This is a genomic window from Microbispora corallina (assembly GCF_016863035.1).
Classification (GTDB): Bacteria; Actinomycetota; Actinomycetes; order Streptosporangiales; family Streptosporangiaceae; genus Microbispora; species Microbispora corallina.
Map to the genome: position 1 here is coordinate 1 of NZ_BOOC01000070.1, position 15504 is coordinate 15504.

At 69.9% G+C, this 15504-nt stretch carries 18 protein-coding genes; 2 read left to right on the top strand and 16 right to left on the bottom strand.

What is annotated here, in order from left to right; genetic code table 11:
- Nucleotides 1-1178 (bottom strand): arabinofuranosidase catalytic domain-containing protein (locus tag Mco01_RS39615; RefSeq protein WP_239104225.1); only part of this gene is annotated, 1178 nt, incomplete at its 3' end.
- An 850-nt stretch (nt 1179-2028) separates the two neighbouring features.
- Between Mco01_RS39615 and Mco01_RS38090 the strand changes: the two genes are divergently transcribed.
- Together Mco01_RS38090 and Mco01_RS38095 are read left to right on the top strand one after the other, a co-directional pair.
- Nucleotides 2029-2493 (top strand): Panacea domain-containing protein, encoded by a 465-nt coding sequence (locus Mco01_RS38090; protein WP_204061687.1) that lies wholly within the window; start codon nt 2029-2031, stop codon nt 2491-2493.
- Nucleotides 2480-3016, top strand: a complete 537-nt coding sequence (locus Mco01_RS38095; protein WP_204061688.1) for a hypothetical protein — start codon at nt 2480-2482, stop codon at nt 3014-3016. Before Mco01_RS38090 ends, Mco01_RS38095 begins: the two co-directional genes overlap by 14 nt.
- Before the next feature lie 199 nt (nt 3017-3215).
- Here Mco01_RS38095 and Mco01_RS38100 read toward each other — a convergent pair whose 3' ends face one another.
- From Mco01_RS38100 to Mco01_RS38170, 15 genes are all read right to left on the bottom strand, one after another.
- Entirely contained in the window at nt 3216-3590 is a 375-nt protein-coding gene (locus Mco01_RS38100) for a hypothetical protein (protein WP_204061689.1), read from the bottom strand.
- Nucleotides 3591-3645: 55 nt separating this feature from the next.
- On the bottom strand, nt 3646-4512 hold the full coding sequence (locus Mco01_RS38105; RefSeq protein ID WP_204061690.1) for a hypothetical protein: 867 nt from the start codon (nt 4510-4512) through the stop codon (nt 3646-3648).
- Between the two features lie 74 nt (nt 4513-4586).
- On the bottom strand, nt 4587-5441 hold the full coding sequence (locus Mco01_RS38110; RefSeq protein ID WP_204061691.1) for a CHAP domain-containing protein: 855 nt from the start codon (nt 5439-5441) through the stop codon (nt 4587-4589).
- The gene (locus Mco01_RS38115) at nt 5438-5578 is read right to left on the bottom strand and encodes a hypothetical protein (RefSeq protein ID WP_204061692.1); all 141 of its coding nucleotides are present in this window, start codon (nt 5576-5578) and stop codon (nt 5438-5440) included. Before Mco01_RS38115 ends, Mco01_RS38110 begins: the two co-directional genes overlap by 4 nt.
- Nucleotides 5575-5907 carry a hypothetical protein gene (locus Mco01_RS38120; protein WP_204061693.1) on the bottom strand — a complete coding sequence of 111 codons (333 nt, stop codon included), beginning with the start codon at nt 5905-5907 and terminating at the stop codon, nt 5575-5577. Before Mco01_RS38120 ends, Mco01_RS38115 begins: the two co-directional genes overlap by 4 nt.
- Nucleotides 5904-6107: a DUF7620 family protein gene (locus tag Mco01_RS38125; protein WP_204061694.1), complete on the bottom strand. Its 204-nt coding sequence runs from the start codon at nt 6105-6107 to the stop codon at nt 5904-5906. Before Mco01_RS38125 ends, Mco01_RS38120 begins: the two co-directional genes overlap by 4 nt.
- Nucleotides 6104-6460 carry a hypothetical protein gene (locus tag Mco01_RS38130; RefSeq protein WP_204061695.1) on the bottom strand — a complete coding sequence of 119 codons (357 nt, stop codon included), beginning with the start codon at nt 6458-6460 and terminating at the stop codon, nt 6104-6106. The genes Mco01_RS38125 and Mco01_RS38130 overlap by 4 nt, the downstream gene beginning before the upstream one ends.
- A gap of 122 nt (nt 6461-6582) precedes the next feature.
- A complete protein-coding gene (locus Mco01_RS38135) occupies nt 6583-6876 on the bottom strand; it encodes a hypothetical protein (RefSeq protein ID WP_204061696.1) in 294 nt (97 codons plus the stop codon).
- Between the two features lie 14 nt (nt 6877-6890).
- A complete protein-coding gene (locus Mco01_RS38140) occupies nt 6891-8315 on the bottom strand; it encodes a hypothetical protein (RefSeq protein ID WP_204061697.1) in 1425 nt (474 codons plus the stop codon).
- A gap of 59 nt (nt 8316-8374) precedes the next feature.
- Nucleotides 8375-9490, bottom strand: a complete 1116-nt coding sequence (locus Mco01_RS38145) for a hypothetical protein (protein WP_204061698.1) — start codon at nt 9488-9490, stop codon at nt 8375-8377.
- A gap of 49 nt (nt 9491-9539) precedes the next feature.
- Nucleotides 9540-10181 carry a hypothetical protein gene (locus tag Mco01_RS38150; protein ID WP_204061699.1) on the bottom strand — a complete coding sequence of 214 codons (642 nt, stop codon included), beginning with the start codon at nt 10179-10181 and terminating at the stop codon, nt 9540-9542.
- A 79-nt stretch (nt 10182-10260) separates the two neighbouring features.
- Nucleotides 10261-10926: a hypothetical protein gene (locus Mco01_RS38155; protein ID WP_204061700.1), complete on the bottom strand. Its 666-nt coding sequence runs from the start codon at nt 10924-10926 to the stop codon at nt 10261-10263.
- A 16-nt stretch (nt 10927-10942) separates the two neighbouring features.
- Nucleotides 10943-13657, bottom strand: a complete 2715-nt coding sequence (locus Mco01_RS38160) for a fibronectin type III domain-containing protein (RefSeq protein ID WP_204061701.1) — start codon at nt 13655-13657, stop codon at nt 10943-10945.
- Nucleotides 13654-14535 (bottom strand): hypothetical protein, encoded by an 882-nt coding sequence (locus Mco01_RS38165; RefSeq protein ID WP_204061702.1) that lies wholly within the window; start codon nt 14533-14535, stop codon nt 13654-13656. Before Mco01_RS38165 ends, Mco01_RS38160 begins: the two co-directional genes overlap by 4 nt.
- Nucleotide 14536: 1 nt before the next feature.
- Nucleotides 14537-15343, bottom strand: coding sequence for a hypothetical protein (locus Mco01_RS38170; RefSeq protein ID WP_204061703.1), 807 nt, complete (start codon nt 15341-15343; stop codon nt 14537-14539).
- Between the last annotated feature and the right edge of the window lie 161 nt (nt 15344-15504).

Sequence of the window (15504 nt, forward strand, 5' to 3'; positions counted from 1 at the left end):
TTGACGTTCCACTGCTGGTTGGTCTGGCCGTTGCAGTCCCAGATGATCACCTGCGTGCCGTTGCTCGTGCCCTGGCCGTAGGCGTCCAGGCACTTGTTGCCGTACACCTGCAGGCTCTTGCCCGATGTGTAGGTGAACCGCTGGTTGGTGCCGCTTCCGCAGTCCCACAACTGCACCTGGGTGCCGTTGGTGGTGCTGGAGTTCGGCACGTCGACGCACCGCCCAGACTGGCCGCCCACGATCTGGACGCCCTGTTGCGGGTTGCCGCCGCCCGCCGGTGCGTAGCCGGCGGCCGCGATGTTGGCCTGTACGGCGTTCTCGGTGGCGGCGCTCGGATAGCCGGAGGTCAACACGCCCTCGAAGAAGGTGCCGCGGCCGGAGACGCTGTTGTCGCCGCCGATGCCGAGCAGGATGGCGCCTTCCTTCTTCATCGGGTTGTAGCCGTTGGGGCGCCGTCCGTCGAAGTAGGTTGTCAGGCCGCCCGACTGCGCGTCCCCGCCCCGGATCGCCCAGTGGTTCGGCTCGCCCTTGACGATGGCCGTGACGAAACGGTGGTTGATGGGCGCGAGGCTGTTGTAGCCCGCGTTCACCCCGGAGAACAGTCCCCACTCCAGGTCGCCCATGATCCAGGGACCGGCTCCGTCCCCATAGCCCCACTGTTTGTCGGCACCGAAGTAGACGGTCTCCATGATGGCGGGGGAGTCGGCCTGACCATCGGTCTGCGCGTTGCCGTAGTCGAAGCAGCACCACTGGTTGTAGTGCGTGCCGTCGACGACGGCGTAGATGCCCTCGGGCTGGTCGCCGGTCGCGACGCCGTTGGTGTTGTTGTTGCGGTAGCCGGTGCCGGGCTCCACACGGACACCGTAGGCCTTCTGGCCGCCGATGGTGATCGGGGCCGCCTTCGCGTCGGCGAGGTTGTCGTATCCACCGGCGGCGGGGCCCTTCCAGTAGCCGGGAGGCGCCTGGGTGAGGCGGTTGTTGCGGCCGGACTGGTCATAGATGATGGTGATGACGCAGGTCGTGTTGGCGCAGAAGGAGTCCTGCGTGGCGGCGTTGACGACTCCGCCCGCGCTCAGCACCCCGATGTCCCGGGTGGTGTTGTCCGAGGCGCGCCGGACCTGATAGAGCGGGCCGTTGTAGGCCGCGTACAGGGCACGCGTGGTGCTGTGCGCCGCCACACACGGCGTCCCGCCCGCAGCGTAGATGTCACATGGCTGCGACGTCGCGGCCTGGGCTGTCCCACCACCCCCGACCAGAGCGGCGGTGGCGAGCAACGCACTCGCCCCGGCCGCGACCACCCTTCTCAGGCTCCCGAAAAGCATCATGCCTTCTTCTCTCAACCAGGAATCATGACCGGCGGCACCGATGCGGCAGGCCTAGCCAGGCAGGTGTTAGCGCTAACATCGATGTTTTGTAGCCGAATCGATTCGACGGTTCACGGATAGTGCGGAGTAAAAATGGATGAAGGTCACGGCGTCAAGTACGTGGATCACATCTCTCAGACGCCCGAGCGCCGTCGGCCCGCCGCCTGCTCTTACCGTGTCGCCGTCGAACCGTTCCGTTGAGATGTGGTGAAAGTTTCATTCCGGGCGGGTGGTGCCCCTTCGCCTGCCACACCGGACTGCCGTCCGTGTCGATGATCAATTAGTGGAGTTCACCCAGTCCAGGCCGCAAAGGCCGTATGTACCGTCGACGGGGTGAGCGACCAGGTCCTCATCGGCCCGGACGGGCTCCGCGTGGGCCCGCCCCGATCGGACCAGCGTCAAGGCATGGCCCCTGGTCTTCCCGCGCTGCACCGCAGCCGTACGGCTTTCAAGGATGCCCGCGCGTACGGCTGCGAATGATCACCGGCGCGTGGCACAGTCACGGGTTCAGGGACAGATCGCCCGAACGCCCTGCGATCGAATGCGTGTTCGTATTGTGCTGGAAACGGGCGGCTCTACGGGACAAAATGGAACAGGACCACGCATGGCCTACGAAACGCCGAGACGGGTACGAGATACCGTAAGGACCGTGAGAGGAGCAGGCATGGCACGCGTGCAAGACGTGGCCGCGTACATCCTCGACCAGCTCGGCCCGATGACCGCGATGAAGCTTCAGAAGCTGTGCTACTACGCCTACGGCCACCACCTGGCGTGGGAGGAACGACAGCTGTTCCCCGAGCGTTTCGAAGCCTGGGCAAACGGTCCCGTCTGCAAGGAGCTCTACGCCAAGCACCGCGGGCGCTTCCAACTGCAGCCCGGAGAGATCAAGGGCGACCCCAAGGCCCTCGACGAAGGCGAACGCGAGTCCATCGACCTCGTTCTAGCTGGATACGGTGACTTCTCCGCCAGCCAGCTGTCGCAGATGACCCACCGCGAGCCGCCATGGGTCTGGGCCCGGGAGCGTGCCGGCGTCGACGCTATGGAGCGCAGCGACGAGCAACTCACCGACGACGACATGTTCGAGTTCTTTGAGAGCCTCAACGCGGCCAGCACCGATGGGGCGGAGTAAGACCACCCCGACTCGGAGCCCGAAGAACGGCAAGGCCAAGCCCGCCTTCCCGCCTTCGCGCATCCCCGAGTCCGACAAACCTGCCGTACCCAGACGGCTCCAGAGCGTCCACACCGACGGCACCAACAACGATCAGCGCAAGCCCGTATGGCGCTTATCTCTGCTGGACCGAGATCACGACGGGAGCTGGTCGTGGGCCATCGACGGCGCCACTCTGCTCACGATCGTGGATTTCCTTCGTGACATGGAGAAGCTGACCTGGAAGGAGATCAAGCTTCAGCAAGCTGCAACGAGCCGGAAGGTCCGGGCCAGGCATCACGGCCAGGCCGTGGAGACCCTGTGCCAAGAAGCGCGTGATCGTCTGAACGAGCTCGGGTTGGACGACTGCGACGAGTTGTTCCGGTTCCGGGTGAAGGATCAGAAGGGGCGCTTGTGGGGCATCCTGTCCAACGAGTCGCCACGCGTCTTCTACCCGATCTGGTGGGACGCCGAGCACGAGGTCTACCCAGTCGACAAGAACTGATCAGACCGTCGCCCAGCCTCAAAGATGAAAGAACGCCCGCCCCTCCCGGAGGAGGAGCGGGCGCTTTCACGTAGGCCCCGCCGCTTGAGCCACCAAGCGAAAGCGGGGGGATCATGAGGGGGCGACCAGCCTGCCGGCAGGCCGCCCCCGTAATCGTGCGCGTCGGAGCCGTTTGCAGTTGGACGACGAGAGCACGCTTTCAGGCGGTTCGCTGCGCCCGTACGAACCCCGGGGCTGGGTCGGCGGCCGGGGTCAGCCCGAGCGGCATCAGCAGCATCAGCACGATGTTCAGCGCCGCCACTGCCACGCCCGTGGACTGCTCCGACAGGGGCAGGCCGAACGCGACGAGGCCGGTGAGGATGGTCTGGACGGCGCCGGTCAGCGCGGACACCACCATGGGGCGGGTGGCGAGGGCGACGAGCAGCGCCACGACACCGGCGGCGATCGTCATGACCCAGCTCGACACCTCGCTGGTGAAGCCGAGCGCGTTGAGCGCCGGGAGGGTGACGAGGAACGCGAGGACGGCCTGCAGGGCGTGCAGCCACGCCGCCGGTTCACGACCGAAGATCTTCATTGGTGCCCCTCCTCAGGGGACAGGCCCGCCAGGGTGGCGGGACGAACATCGGGGGTTACAGGCCCTTGGCGGACAGCCAGGACCGCATGGCCTGCGCGAGCACGTGGTCGACGTCGCCGGGCGGCGGGCCCGGCGCGGGCGCGGGCTGGGGGGCGGCAGGGAACGGACGGCCCGTCAGCTCCTCGTACGCCGCGGCGAGCGCCGCCAGGTCGACGCCCTCCTGGAACGCCCTCGCGCCGAGGTGCTCCGGCCAGATCACGACCCACGCCTCACCCAGCTGGTGCTGGAGGAACGCGTCGGTGGCGTCGACGACCTGGGCCCAGCTGATCACCCCGGTCCGATCCGCCCGGTCCGGGGTAGTGTCCACGTACCGGCCGGCGAGCACGGCGTGGCCGCCCCACTCCCCCGACCGGCGGTAGTCCCACAGCCCGGCGTCCGTCTGCGCCTCCTGGGCGGTCTCCAGGTCGACGCCGAACAGCAGGCTGCCGAAGATCGCGATGGCGGCGCGCAGCTCATCGAGGTTGGAGTGGTCGACGGCCGCGAAGGCCAGCGGCCGGGCGCCGCCGATCCCCCCGGCGAGGAGCGCCTCCAGCATCGTCTGCATGTCCACGCCGCCGTCGCCGGCGCCCGTCTTCGGGTCGAAGGTGGGGTTGCCGGAGCGTCGGTAGAGGTCGTAGACGTCGGCCAGGGTCGGGGACTGCTCGGCCCCGCCGAGGTAGCGGGACACGAGCTTCCGCTGGTTCGCCACGGACGTGGGGCCGCACACGCCGTACTTGTCGTTGGTGTACAGGCCCCAGTCGCCGACCTGGGCGAAGTGGTCGGCCGCGGCCGGGTGCGCCGGGGCCTTCCCGGTCAGGACGCGGGACAGCCTGAGCGCCGGGGCGTGCTTCGGCGGGCGCCGGCCGAGCTTACGTGTGGCCACGGGGTCTCCTCGAGGAGGGCAGAGACACGAAAGGCCCGCCACGACGGGCAGGCCAAGGGAGAAAGATCGGGCGGTCAGGCCGACGAGGCGGGGTCCGCCGGGCCGGCGTCGAGGTGGATCGTCACCTGCGCGATCTCCTCCCGGATCCGGGCGACCAGGGCGTCGGCGTCGATCGCGCTGTCCTGGGCGGCGAGCGCCTTCACCAGCTCGCCGATTGCGGCGTTCTGCGCGGCCAGCTGAGCCAGGATCTCCCGGTCACGGGCGTACCCGTCCTTGCCGTACGCCCAGATCTGCCGGAACGCGGTCCGCGGGTCGATCTTCTGGCCCGGCTCCAGGATGCCCTCCCGAGCCGCCCAGACGTCCTTGTCCACGGTGTGCGTGAAGCGGTCGTAGACCGCGTTCGCCACCTTCTTGATGTCGCTGTCGTTGAGCGGCATGTCGTCCTCCTTGCTGAAGTCGGGAACCCAGAAGCCGGCGATGACGTCGGCGCTTCGGACACGGCGCAGGACGGCGCCTTCTCCCCCGCCGGTGTTGGCCTCGATCGTCTGCACGCGGCCATCCGCCAGGACGTGCTCGACGAGGCCGATGTGGTCGATGTTGACCCTGGCGTTGGTGCCGCCCCAGTCGAAGAAGATCGGGCAGCCGGGCTCGGCGTGCGCCCGGATGTTCTCGACGGTGCCGGCGAACCACCGGCCGAGGCGGTGCCCATCCTCGGCGTGGGTGACGGTGTAGGCGCGGTCGCCGAACGGCAAGACCGCCGCGGCGTTGCCGCTGTGCCGGGCCCAGTACGTCACGGACATGTCGCACCACGGCGCGGACAGGTACTCGCGGCCGTGGCGCGAGGCGTACTCGCGGGTGATCTTGTTCGGGCGGTTCCGCAGCCCGAGATCCGCTCTGGCGGCGGCCAGCAGCGCCGCGGCGCCGCTCACGCGTCGCCTCCGGGCCCGTCGCCGCGGTAGATGCCGTCGGCGTCCGGCGGGCCGTACAGGGACTCCAGGACGGCTTCCTCGTCGGGCTCGGTCGGGCCCGCCCCGTTCCGTGGCTCGGGGGGCAGAGGTTCACTCACTTCGATCTCCTGTCCATCTCGGCCACCCACGTGGCCTTGAACTTCCGGAACACGACCAGGAGGTAGATCAAGAAGGTGTCGCACACCGCGGTGAACCCGATCGAGATCGTCGCGTCGCTCCATCCGGCGAAGTGGCCCACCCAGCCGCGGACCGCGATCAGCAGCGCCACCCGGGCGTACAGCAGCCACACGACCAGCACCAGCCCGGACACCGTGAATGCGGGCGACCGCGGCGGCCATGACGGGCGGAAGCTGGCCAGGAACAACGTGGCTGGGACCAGGCCCGCCAGCAGGGCCGCCCAGAGAAGCACCGTCGTGAGCGGGATCATCGCGCTCCTCCCGATCCATCAGTGAAGATCCACCTGGCGAAGTGGTTCTCCGCGTTCAGCTCCCGGATCCGCTGTGCCAGGGCGCTCCCGCGGGCGCAGGCCTGGGCGGCCTGCTGGGCGTCGGCCTCGGCCCGGCGCCGGGATTCCACGGCTGCGGCCTCGATGGCGGCCATCTCTGCTGGTGTTCGCCGACTGCTCATGCGCGGGCTCCAGGGCGCTGCTGCAACTCGGAAAGGATCTTCTCGGTGGTCTCAGCGGCGGCGAGGGCCGGAGCGGTCGCGGCCCTGACCTGGTCGACGAGCGCCTGGCGGGTGCGCTCGTGCGCGGCCCTCTCCAGTTCGTAGGCGGCCCACCCGCGTTCGGCGTCGCGTTCGGCGTCGGCCAGTCGGGCGTCGCGGTCCGCGCGCAGGTATTCGATCATCTTGGCGTGGTCGGCCCGCAGGTCGTCGAGGTCCTTGCGGGGTTTGAGCTGACCTCGGAACACCAGCCATAGGACTGCCAAGAGCACGGCGAGGGCACCGCCTTGCACGATGGGCAGCTGGGCGATGTCCACTCATCCTCCGAGATTGATGTGAGTGAGCGTGTAGGCCAGCGCCTGGCGGCCTTGCTCGGTTCGATGCGCGCGCTCCTCCAGCCCCCGCAGGAGGGCGGCGAGCCGTCCCAGGGCGCGCGGGATCATGTGACCGGCACCAGGCCCGCCCGCAGCACCGGCTGCTGCACCGGCCCCGTCACCCGCACCCACATCTCGTAGGTCCCGTCCGACAGCGCGACCGCCCCGCCGCCCGGGCCGACCAGGATCCGCGCCGGGCAGCCCTGAGACGTGGGAGTCCCCCACGACGCGATGTGCCAGTCCTCCTCCGCCGGCTCCACACCCGGGGTCGTGAACGCCACCTCGACGTCCTCGCTGCCGGACGCGCCGGTGATGAAGCTGTAGACGTTGATGCGGCTCAGAGAGCTGATGGGCTCCACGCGTCGCCTCCGGGTCAGGTGTAGGGGGTGCTGGCGTGCGTGATGTCCCGGCCGAGGTTCAGCACGGTCGCCAGCTCGGCCAGGAAGGCGCTGTCGGCCGCTGCCAGGGGCCGGCCCGCGCCTGAGACCTCGTCCAGGACGGCCTGATCGGAGGCGGCGAGCACGGCAGCGATCGCGACCTGCTCGCCGAGCGCGCCGGCGTCCCCGGTCAGCAGGACCAGCGCGCTGCTCTCCGTCACGGCCGCGACGTCGGTCCGAAGCAGGACGACCGCGGACGTCTCGGCGAGGGTCGCTGTATCGGCCGCGGCCAGCTGGCTGGCCAGTGCGGCGGCCTCTCCGAGCGCGGCGAGGTCGCTCGTGACCGGGCCGAAGGTCTCGTCGATGGCTGCGCTCTCGGCGAGGGCGGCCGCGTCGGTGGTGGCGAGGGCGATGGCGGGGGCGGCCTCGGCCAGGGATGCGGTGTCGGTGACGGCGACCGAGGGCGCGAGAGCTGAGGCCTCCGCCAGGGCGGCGGCGTCGGCGCGGCCGAGGAGGGGCTGCGGGGCTGCCAGGTCGGTCAGTGTGCCGGTGTCTGTGACCGCCGCGGTGGCCGACGTGCCTGCCTGCTCGCCGAGTGTCGCCTGGTCGCTGGTGGGCAGGCCGATCGCGGTCGACTCGGACAAGCCGGCGGAGTCGGTGGTGGCCGCGGCCGGCGCCGGGGCCGAGGCGTCGGTGAGCGCGCCGGAATCTGTGGTGGCGAGGTCGATGCGGGATTGCTCGGTCAGGGCCCCGGAGTCGGTGCCTGAGACCGCGGTGACGGTGGCCGCCGGGCCGAGCCAGTCCACGTCCGTGATGCCGAGGTCGTCGACCAGGAGGTCAAGACCGCTGATGCTCTGGAAGTGAATGCTCGCGGTCGGGGTGGTGCCGGTGTTGACCGCGCTCGCGGTCTTGGTGTCGTCCGCCGTGCCGGAGTCCGCCGAGGTGTAGATCCGCAGCTCAACCGACCCATTGAAACTCGTGGTGCCGTAGACGACCTTGACTTCGACCCGGCACCACTGCCCCGTCGGCAGAGCGGTGGTGGACGTAACCAGCGTGGGCCCGGACGGGAACCCGCTGCCCAGGATCGAGATCGTCCGGTTCGTGTTGATATTGACATTGACCGTGAGGTCGTTGTCATAGATGAACGCGGACTGAGCGCTCGGCGCCGTCGAAAGGTAGACGTACGCCCTGACCCACACCGTGCGGGCGGCCAGGGTGAACATCCATTGGATGTCCTGACTCGACACGGTCGCGTCGCGGAGCTTGCCCACCAGCGGGGCGCGGCTCCCGGTCGCCTGACTGCTCGTGTACGTCGGCGACCCCGACCACGAGTCGAAAGCATCCCCGCTGGTGCCGCCGGAGTTGCTGGTGGTGATGTTCCCGCCGTCGGTCCCGCCGGAGAACGAATTCTTCTTGAGCACGCCTCACCCCTTCAGGGACTCGCGCTCAGCAGGGACACCGACACCAGCAGGCCAGCACGTCACAGGTACGGCAAACTCGCCGACCACTCCACCGTGGGAGTGCTTGCCGTCCACTCGATGAACGGCGGATCCGCCGTCCACCGCCCATCCAGCACCCACAACGCATCGACCCCGGATGCCTCTCCCAGCGCGCCCTGGTCGACGGCCGCCACGCCGGCGCCGACGCCGACCTGCTCCCCCACGTGGCCGATGTCGCCGGTTACGGGGCCCAGGTTCTCGTCGATCCCCGCGACCTCGGCCAGCGCAGCGGCGTCCACGCTCCCCGACAGCGCGCCGGCCAGAGAGGTTGCCTCCGCCAACGCGCCGCCGTCGGCGGACAGCACCGCCAGCGCAGACTGCTCTGCCACCGCTCCGGCGTCCGCCGCGCTGGTGCCCGGGTCTGCCTGGGAGGAGTCAGCCAGGGAGAAGGTGTCGCTCCTGCTCACTGCGGAGGTGATCGAGGAGCTCTCGCCCAGTGAGGCGGCGTCGGTACCGCTCTTGTCCACGTTGACGACGAGGGTGCCGTACGCCGCGATCACGAACGGGATGACGTTTCCCGAGTACGTCGTGCCCGTGGAGTACGTCGCCGAGCCCGCAGATGGAAGCGTGGTGGCCGTGGCGAAGAACGCCTCGATGGCGTTGGAGTTGCCCGCGAACGCGTCGTAGACGTTGGCCAGGCCGTTCCCGTTCGCCCAGGACGGCGGGGAGGCGGTGGTTGACCCGGCCGTCACGAGCGCGATCACGAATGGGTTGGACGCGCCGGCCGGGACGGTGACCGTCGCCGACAGCTGCCCGCCCGTCTCGGTGTCCCACTCGGCGAACAGGACGTCCGGGGCGGCGTCCCGCTCGTAGGCGACGGCGAAGTTGGACGTGGTGGCCGCCGCGGTGGACCAGGAGATGCCGGTCTCCGAGCCCGTCGCGATCTTGGACAGTATGTACGCGCCGTGGTTGCCTTCGGCGAGCACGTCGACCGACCAGCCGGCGGCCGTGACCGACGACTGCACGAGCGAGGACGTGCCGGTGCACAGGGCGACGACGATCCTCGACCCGGTCTGCGGCGTGTTCGTGAAGGTGAACGAGAACGAGGTGGTGAGGGAGGTGCTGTAGGAGTAGGTGCCCAGCGAGCGATTCGTCACCCCGACGTCCCCCGTCCCAAGCGCGTGCGGCCGCGGTTCCGCCGGTGGATCAGGACAGCGACAGGGTCACGGTGAGCACCCACGAGGCGGCCGAGCTCTTCGTGCCGAGGGCCTCCTGCTTCCGGTTCAGCATCCGGCCGCCGGACGAGGCGTTGAAGACCGCCCACTCGTTCCAGGCGTAGTTGGCGTCGCTGGTCCCGAAGGTGGACTTGAAGACGATGCTCGCCGCGCCGGACGTGGTGCCGTCCGTGTGGCTCGGGTAGGTGGCGTCCATCGCCTTGCGCAGCTTGTTCGACGCGGCCTGCAGGTCGGTCTGCGTGTTGAGCGCGCCGGTGGTGGAGTCGCCGACGCCGAGGTAGGCGTTGCTGTTGTTGAAGTAGGTCAGCGCCTGGCTGCCGGTGGCGGTGCCGTTGCCGATGAGGCACTCCCACAGGTTGCTGGCGCCGCCGTAGGTGAGCAGCTGCGGGGTGCCGATCACGGTCTCGTACGGCACGGCCAGGCCCTGGGCGATCTGCTCGGGGGTGATGTCGCCCTCGTACTTGTCGACGGTGGCGCGGCCGACCCAGACGGCGACGTCGAGGCGCTTGGCGTCGTCCAGGACGCGGCGCTGCTCCTCCCACTTCGGGTTGGTGAGCTCGACGACCCGGGTGATGCGGGCGGTCTCGGCGATGCTGGCGGCTTCGATGGCCACGGGGGTGCTCCCTTGCTCTCGGGCATGAAAAAAGCCACCCCGGGGAGGCGGGATGGCCTGGCTGTTGGTGGTGCAGGAGTTACACGGCGGCGGCCGACACGAACGTCGCCGGCGGGACGAGGCCGTACCTGGGCCGGGTGACTCGGGTCGACGAGGCGCGGTGCCAATCGAGAAAGGCGCGCTTGCCGGCGACGCGGATCGGGTCGATGCGGGCCTGGGTCTTGATCGGCGCGAGCGGGTCAGCCGGTGCGCGCCGCTTCGACCCGACGAAGTCGAGCGCGCCCTGCCGGTCCTTCCTCGGCGCGGGCTCGACGCGGAGGATGTGCTGCTTCACCAGCCGGACCCGTTCCCGCGCGGCGGCCAGGCGGTCAGCTTCGGAGACTCCTGGGGTGAAGACGGTCGGTAGGCCGTGCGTCGCCTCCAGGACGGCGGCCGCCCCGGGGTCCATCAGCGCCATCGGGTCTCCCGGGTTGGGGACCGCGGCGTGGTGCAGGATGACGTCGAACAGGGTGTCCCAGTCGTCGGGGTCGATGCCGTACTCAGCGGACCGCCATTCGAAGATGCTGTGGGGCATGATCATCACCCCCGGGCTTCCGCCGGCGTTGGTGGCCCACAACCCCCACAGCGGTTCGGCGCCGCCGATCGTCGACGGGTCGATCTGGACCTGCCCGCCGTCCGGGCGGGATTCCAGCGCGGCCGCGGTGTAGCCGAGCTCGGCGTCCCACAGCTGGACCACGTTCGGCATGCTCACCTCCAAGGGGTTAGGCGTGCCGATGGCACCAGAAGTAGAAGGCGAAGCCGTTGCCATTCGCCAAGTTGATCTGCCAACCGTCCGTGGTGGAAGCGGTCAGCACCCAGGCGCCGGGCGTGTAGTTGTTGCCGAACGCGGACGGGCCGCCGCTGCCGCCGTCTCGCAGGGTCACGACGGGGCCCATGTTGGTGGCCATGGTGGGGCCGTAAAACAGCTGCGCCCAGTTCGGCGACGAGGCGCCGCCGACGGTGGTGGAGCCAGCCACGACAGCGTCGTATGCGGCGACGTTGGTCATGTCCCAGTACTTGCCGTTGACCCGCCACCGGCCGGAGCTGTCGAGGCGGATGTAGCACTCCGAGGACGAGGAGCCGTCGTTGTAGCCGAACTGGGCGTGATCGTTAGCGATCTCCAGCAGACCGCCCTTGGAGCTGGTGGCGGTGGGATCCATGACGTTGATCCGTGTCAGGGTGGCGCCCATCTGCAACCTCGCCCGGTATGTCCCCGCCGCGTTCTGCGACGTGGTGATCACCAAGGTTGCCTCGCCGGAGCTGATGTCGCTCTGGCCTCGCAGGACGGTGTAGTTGGTCCCGGAGTCGGGGTAAAACCGCAGCTCCGGGTACGTCGCGCCGGGCGGGGCGAGCTCCAGCCGCTGACCCGAGGAGGCGGTGCGAATGAACGCCCCGGTAATCGTCTTGCCATCGATCGCGTCCGCCGACAAGATCGCCGCCGTCACCGCCCCGACGTCGAGTTTGTCGGTCGTGATGGCGTTCGCCTTCAGATGGCCGGTGTCGATCTCCAACGCTTTGATCAGCCCGCCGGTGATCGTGTTCGCGATCACCTTGTCGGCGGCGTTGATCGTGCCGTCGACGATGTTCGCGCCGTCGATCTCCGCCTCGATGAGGTCGGTGTCCACGACCGGCACCGTCGCGATCGTCGCCGTCGCACTCGGGGCCGACTCGTTCCCGGACCTGTCCACCGCCGTGAGCCGGAAGATCCGGTCCTCGCCGTACGGCTCGCCAGCCACCAGCAGCGCACCCGAGGCCGTCAGCGTCCCGACGCCTTCCCACGTCGCCCCGTCCGCCGACATCCACACCAGGACGCGGTCGAAGTCGATCGGCATGGGTGCGCTGCCCTCGCCAAGGCCGTCCCAGGTGACGTAAATGATGCTCAGCCGGGTTCCCAGGCTCGGCGCCGAGGGGATGGGTGGCGGGGTGACGTCGTTCGGGATCGTCGTCACGTACTCGCTGCTGAACTCGCCCGGCTTGCCCTGGCTCGTGGCGCGGACCTTGAAGGCGTACTCGACGTTCACTTCGAGAGGGCTGTACGTGGCCGTGGTGTCCGGGGCGACGGTGGCGGTGAGCTGCCCCCACTCCTGCCCCGACTCGTTGCGGCGCGCCCACAGGTCGTAGGTGTCGATGTCGATCGCCACCGCGTTGACGTCCACGCTGACGGGCGACCAGGTGGCGGTGATCTGGCCGCGCGCCCACCCGCCGGTGTCGACGTAGGCGGCCGGCTCGACGATCAGACCGGTCGGCGCGGCCGGGGTGCGGCCGATGGCGTCAGGGGCCGGGGTGCCGCCCGTGCCGCCGGTGGCCACGCCGCCCGTGATGATTCCGGCAGCCTGCCTGGAGAGCTTGAGGTCCCTCTCCAAGAATCTGTCGTTGAGGGTGATGTTTCCGCCGGTCACACCGTTCGCGTCGCGGTTCAGCGTGATCTGGCGAACCCGCAGCGGTGCCATGGCGCCGCCGTCGCCCGGGGCGAGGAGGGTGTCGCCGGGGCGGTAGTCGCGGTAGGGCAGCCACTCGGCCGCGGCGAGGGTGATGCCGCGGGTGATCTGGACCCGCTCCCCCGACGCGCGCTCGAGGAGGTTCTGGCCGAGCAGGGCGGCGGTGCCGCCGTCGGCCACGCCGGACTGCTGCTGGTAGGTCTCCCACCTGCCCCACGGCAGGGCGTTGGGGCTGGTCACCTCCACGTTCAGCCCGGCCTCACCGGCAATGAGGATGACGTTGGAGGCATCTTCGAAGGTGCCCTCGTCGGGGGCCTCGGTGACGTCTCGGCCGAGCCGGAGTTCGACAGGCTCGGGCCCGCTGGCCAGGTCCCGGTTGAGGGCGGTGTCGGCGTTGAAGGCGCGCAGGGTGCGGCCCTGCATCTGCCAGTCGACAACGCCCTGCTGGGAGAGGTTGAGCAGGAGGGTGCGTAGGTCGGTGCCGGGGTCGAGGCCGATGGTGAGCGCGGCCGTCCAGGCCTGCCCCGCGCTGTCGTGGGTGGTGGTGAAGTCGACGGCGAGGCCGGGGAGGGTGCCGCGGGCCTGGCCCTCGTTGATGAGGGTGAGGAGGATCGCGCCGACCGTCGCGGCGGAGAATTGGCGCTTGCCTTCGACGAGTGCGTCGTTGGGGTAGAGGATCAGCTTGGCGAGTTGCCAGGCCCAGCCGGGCAGGTCGTAGGAGCGGGCGCCGGTCTTGTCCGCCTGGTCTCCGCGCCGCTTGATCCTCAAGAACCGCGAGTCGGGGCCTTCAGTCCAGTCGCCGCCGTCGGACCACTCGACCGCGATCTCGCAGGGCGAGTCGAGCCATTCGATACCGGCGGCCTCGGCGCTGTAGTCCAAGCGGATGGACGGCAGGTCGTTGAGCGGTGCGCCGGTCTCTGCGCTCAGGGGGTAGGGCAGCTGGCCGAGCCGGGCCCCGTTCGGAGCATAGGCGATCAGCCGGATGTCGAAGGCGGTCACAGGTGGGACCTCCTCGCACGGATCTCAGCCCGGCTCGTGCCGTCCGTGCCCAACGCCGTGGTGGTCACGGTGATCGCCCGGGAGAACGGATCGCTGCCGGAGATGCCAGGGGTGAGATGCAGCCACCGGGAGGACGAGCCGGGGCCGGTCGAGTAGATACCGCCGGTGACGTCGGCTCCGGCCGACAGGTCCCAGGTGTCGGTCGTGACTCGAGCCGCGCGGAACCTGCCGCAGTCGATCAGCAGCCGCTGCGAGCCGGTGAGCGTGCCGGTGTAGGCGACGGTGACGCCGGTGACGTTGTCCGTCATCGTCGGGTCGGTCGCCGGGCCCTTGAACCGCAGCAGCGCGTCCGTGATGGGCGCGGTCGACCCGGCCAGGGGGCTGACCCCGCGCGCTGCGCCGGGCAGGGCGCTGGACCAGGTCGACGCCGTGACGTCGCGCCAGTACACGCCCGGGATGGTGAGCAGTACCGGCAGCTTGGCCATGCGGTTGGGCACGTCCATGTCGGGGTCGGCGGCGCCGAGCACGGTGGCGTCGGCCTGCCGCTCGATGCCGGGCGCCGGCAGGTGCCGGACATCGAGCAGGCGATGCCGGACGCCGAACACCGCGAACAGGGCGTCGAGGTTGGCCTCCAGGTCGGCCAGGTCGCCCTCGGTGCCGTCCGGCCGTACGGCGGTCACCCACAGGGTGAGCGCGAGGGTCGTGGTGTCGGCGTCCAGGCCAACGATCGGCAACTGGCCGGCCCGCCCGGGCACTTCCACGGAGACGCCGCGCACCCCCGGGAGGGGGCGGCGACGCGTCTCCTTGGCGAGGTACCAGCCGGGGGCGTCGAGGGCGACCCCGTCCACCGTGTAGGTGGGGTAGACCGGCTGCGGCACCTCACACCCCCAGGTTGGCCGCGTACTGCAGCGCGCGGTTCGTCGTCGTGCTGGTGGGCTCCGCGACCGGGTTGTGCGTGGTCACCTGGACGTTCACCCCTCGCGCCTTCTCCACGGCCGCCTCGAGGCGGCGGATGAACTGCTCGTCGATCGCCACGGTGAACTGGCCGGAGCCGGAGGCGGTGCTGTAGCGGGGCCCGGTCAGTGACCGGCTGGGGGTGAGGTTCTCCCCCAGCATGTGCGCCGCCTGGTACAGCGTGTCCCGGCCGCGGCCACGCTTCCCCGCCGACAACGGGATGATCATCTCCCAACCTGCCTCACCCGCGAGGACCGGGCCGGTGGCCAGGCCGCCGTCGGCGTACGTCTGCAGATTCGTGATCACCACCGGCGCCGGCTTCTTCCTCGCCACCTCCTGCGCCGACCCCGACGCCGTACCCCGCGCACTGTTCAGCGCCTGCTTCGCGGCCGACGCCACGGCGTTGCCCGCGTTCAGCACCGCCGCCTTGCTGCTCGACCCCTTCGACGACGAGGACGACTTACTGGACGACTTGCTCGATCCCGCCGAGCTCGCCGCGGCGGTCCCGGCCGCGGACACCGCCGACGCCAGGCTGTCCACCGACGAGGACAGCTGGCTGACCGCGGACGTCAAGCTGTCGACCGAGGACTGCAGCCCGTCCATGCCCGCGGCCGTGGTCGTGGCCAGCTGGTCGGTCGCCTCCACGGTGGCGGTGGCGGCGGCGGTGACCGCCGTGCCGACGACCTTGGCGGTGTAGCCGGCGGCGAGTTTGACGTCGTCGAGGTTGATCACGACGGCGCCTGTGCTGTCGGTGGAGACGGCGTCGCCGACCGACGTGGAGCTGCTGGATGTGGCGCTGGTCGAGGCAGCCGAGCCGGTGGTGCTCTTCTTGGCCACCACGCGCGTGCCCGACGCCGACGCCGAGGCGCCGCCGGGGCTGTTGCCGTTGTGGT

What these genes read in the sequence shown, in the direction of transcription:
- Mco01_RS38095 (WP_204061688.1), top strand. Translation starts at nt 2,480, where the DNA reads ATGGGGCGGAGTAAGACCACCCCGACTCGGAGCCCGAAGAACGGCAAG.
- Mco01_RS38120 (WP_204061693.1), bottom strand. Translation starts at nt 5,907, where the DNA reads ATGATCCCGCTCACGACGGTGCTTCTCTGGGCGGCCCTGCTGGCGGGC.
- Mco01_RS38100 (WP_204061689.1), bottom strand. Translation starts at nt 3,590, where the DNA reads ATGAAGATCTTCGGTCGTGAACCGGCGGCGTGGCTGCACGCCCTGCAG.
- Mco01_RS38090 (WP_204061687.1), top strand. Translation starts at nt 2,029, where the DNA reads ATGGCACGCGTGCAAGACGTGGCCGCGTACATCCTCGACCAGCTCGGC.
- Mco01_RS38125 (WP_204061694.1), bottom strand. Translation starts at nt 6,107, where the DNA reads ATGAGCAGTCGGCGAACACCAGCAGAGATGGCCGCCATCGAGGCCGCA.
- Mco01_RS38155 (WP_204061700.1), bottom strand. Translation starts at nt 10,926, where the DNA reads ATGCCGAACGTGGTCCAGCTGTGGGACGCCGAGCTCGGCTACACCGCG.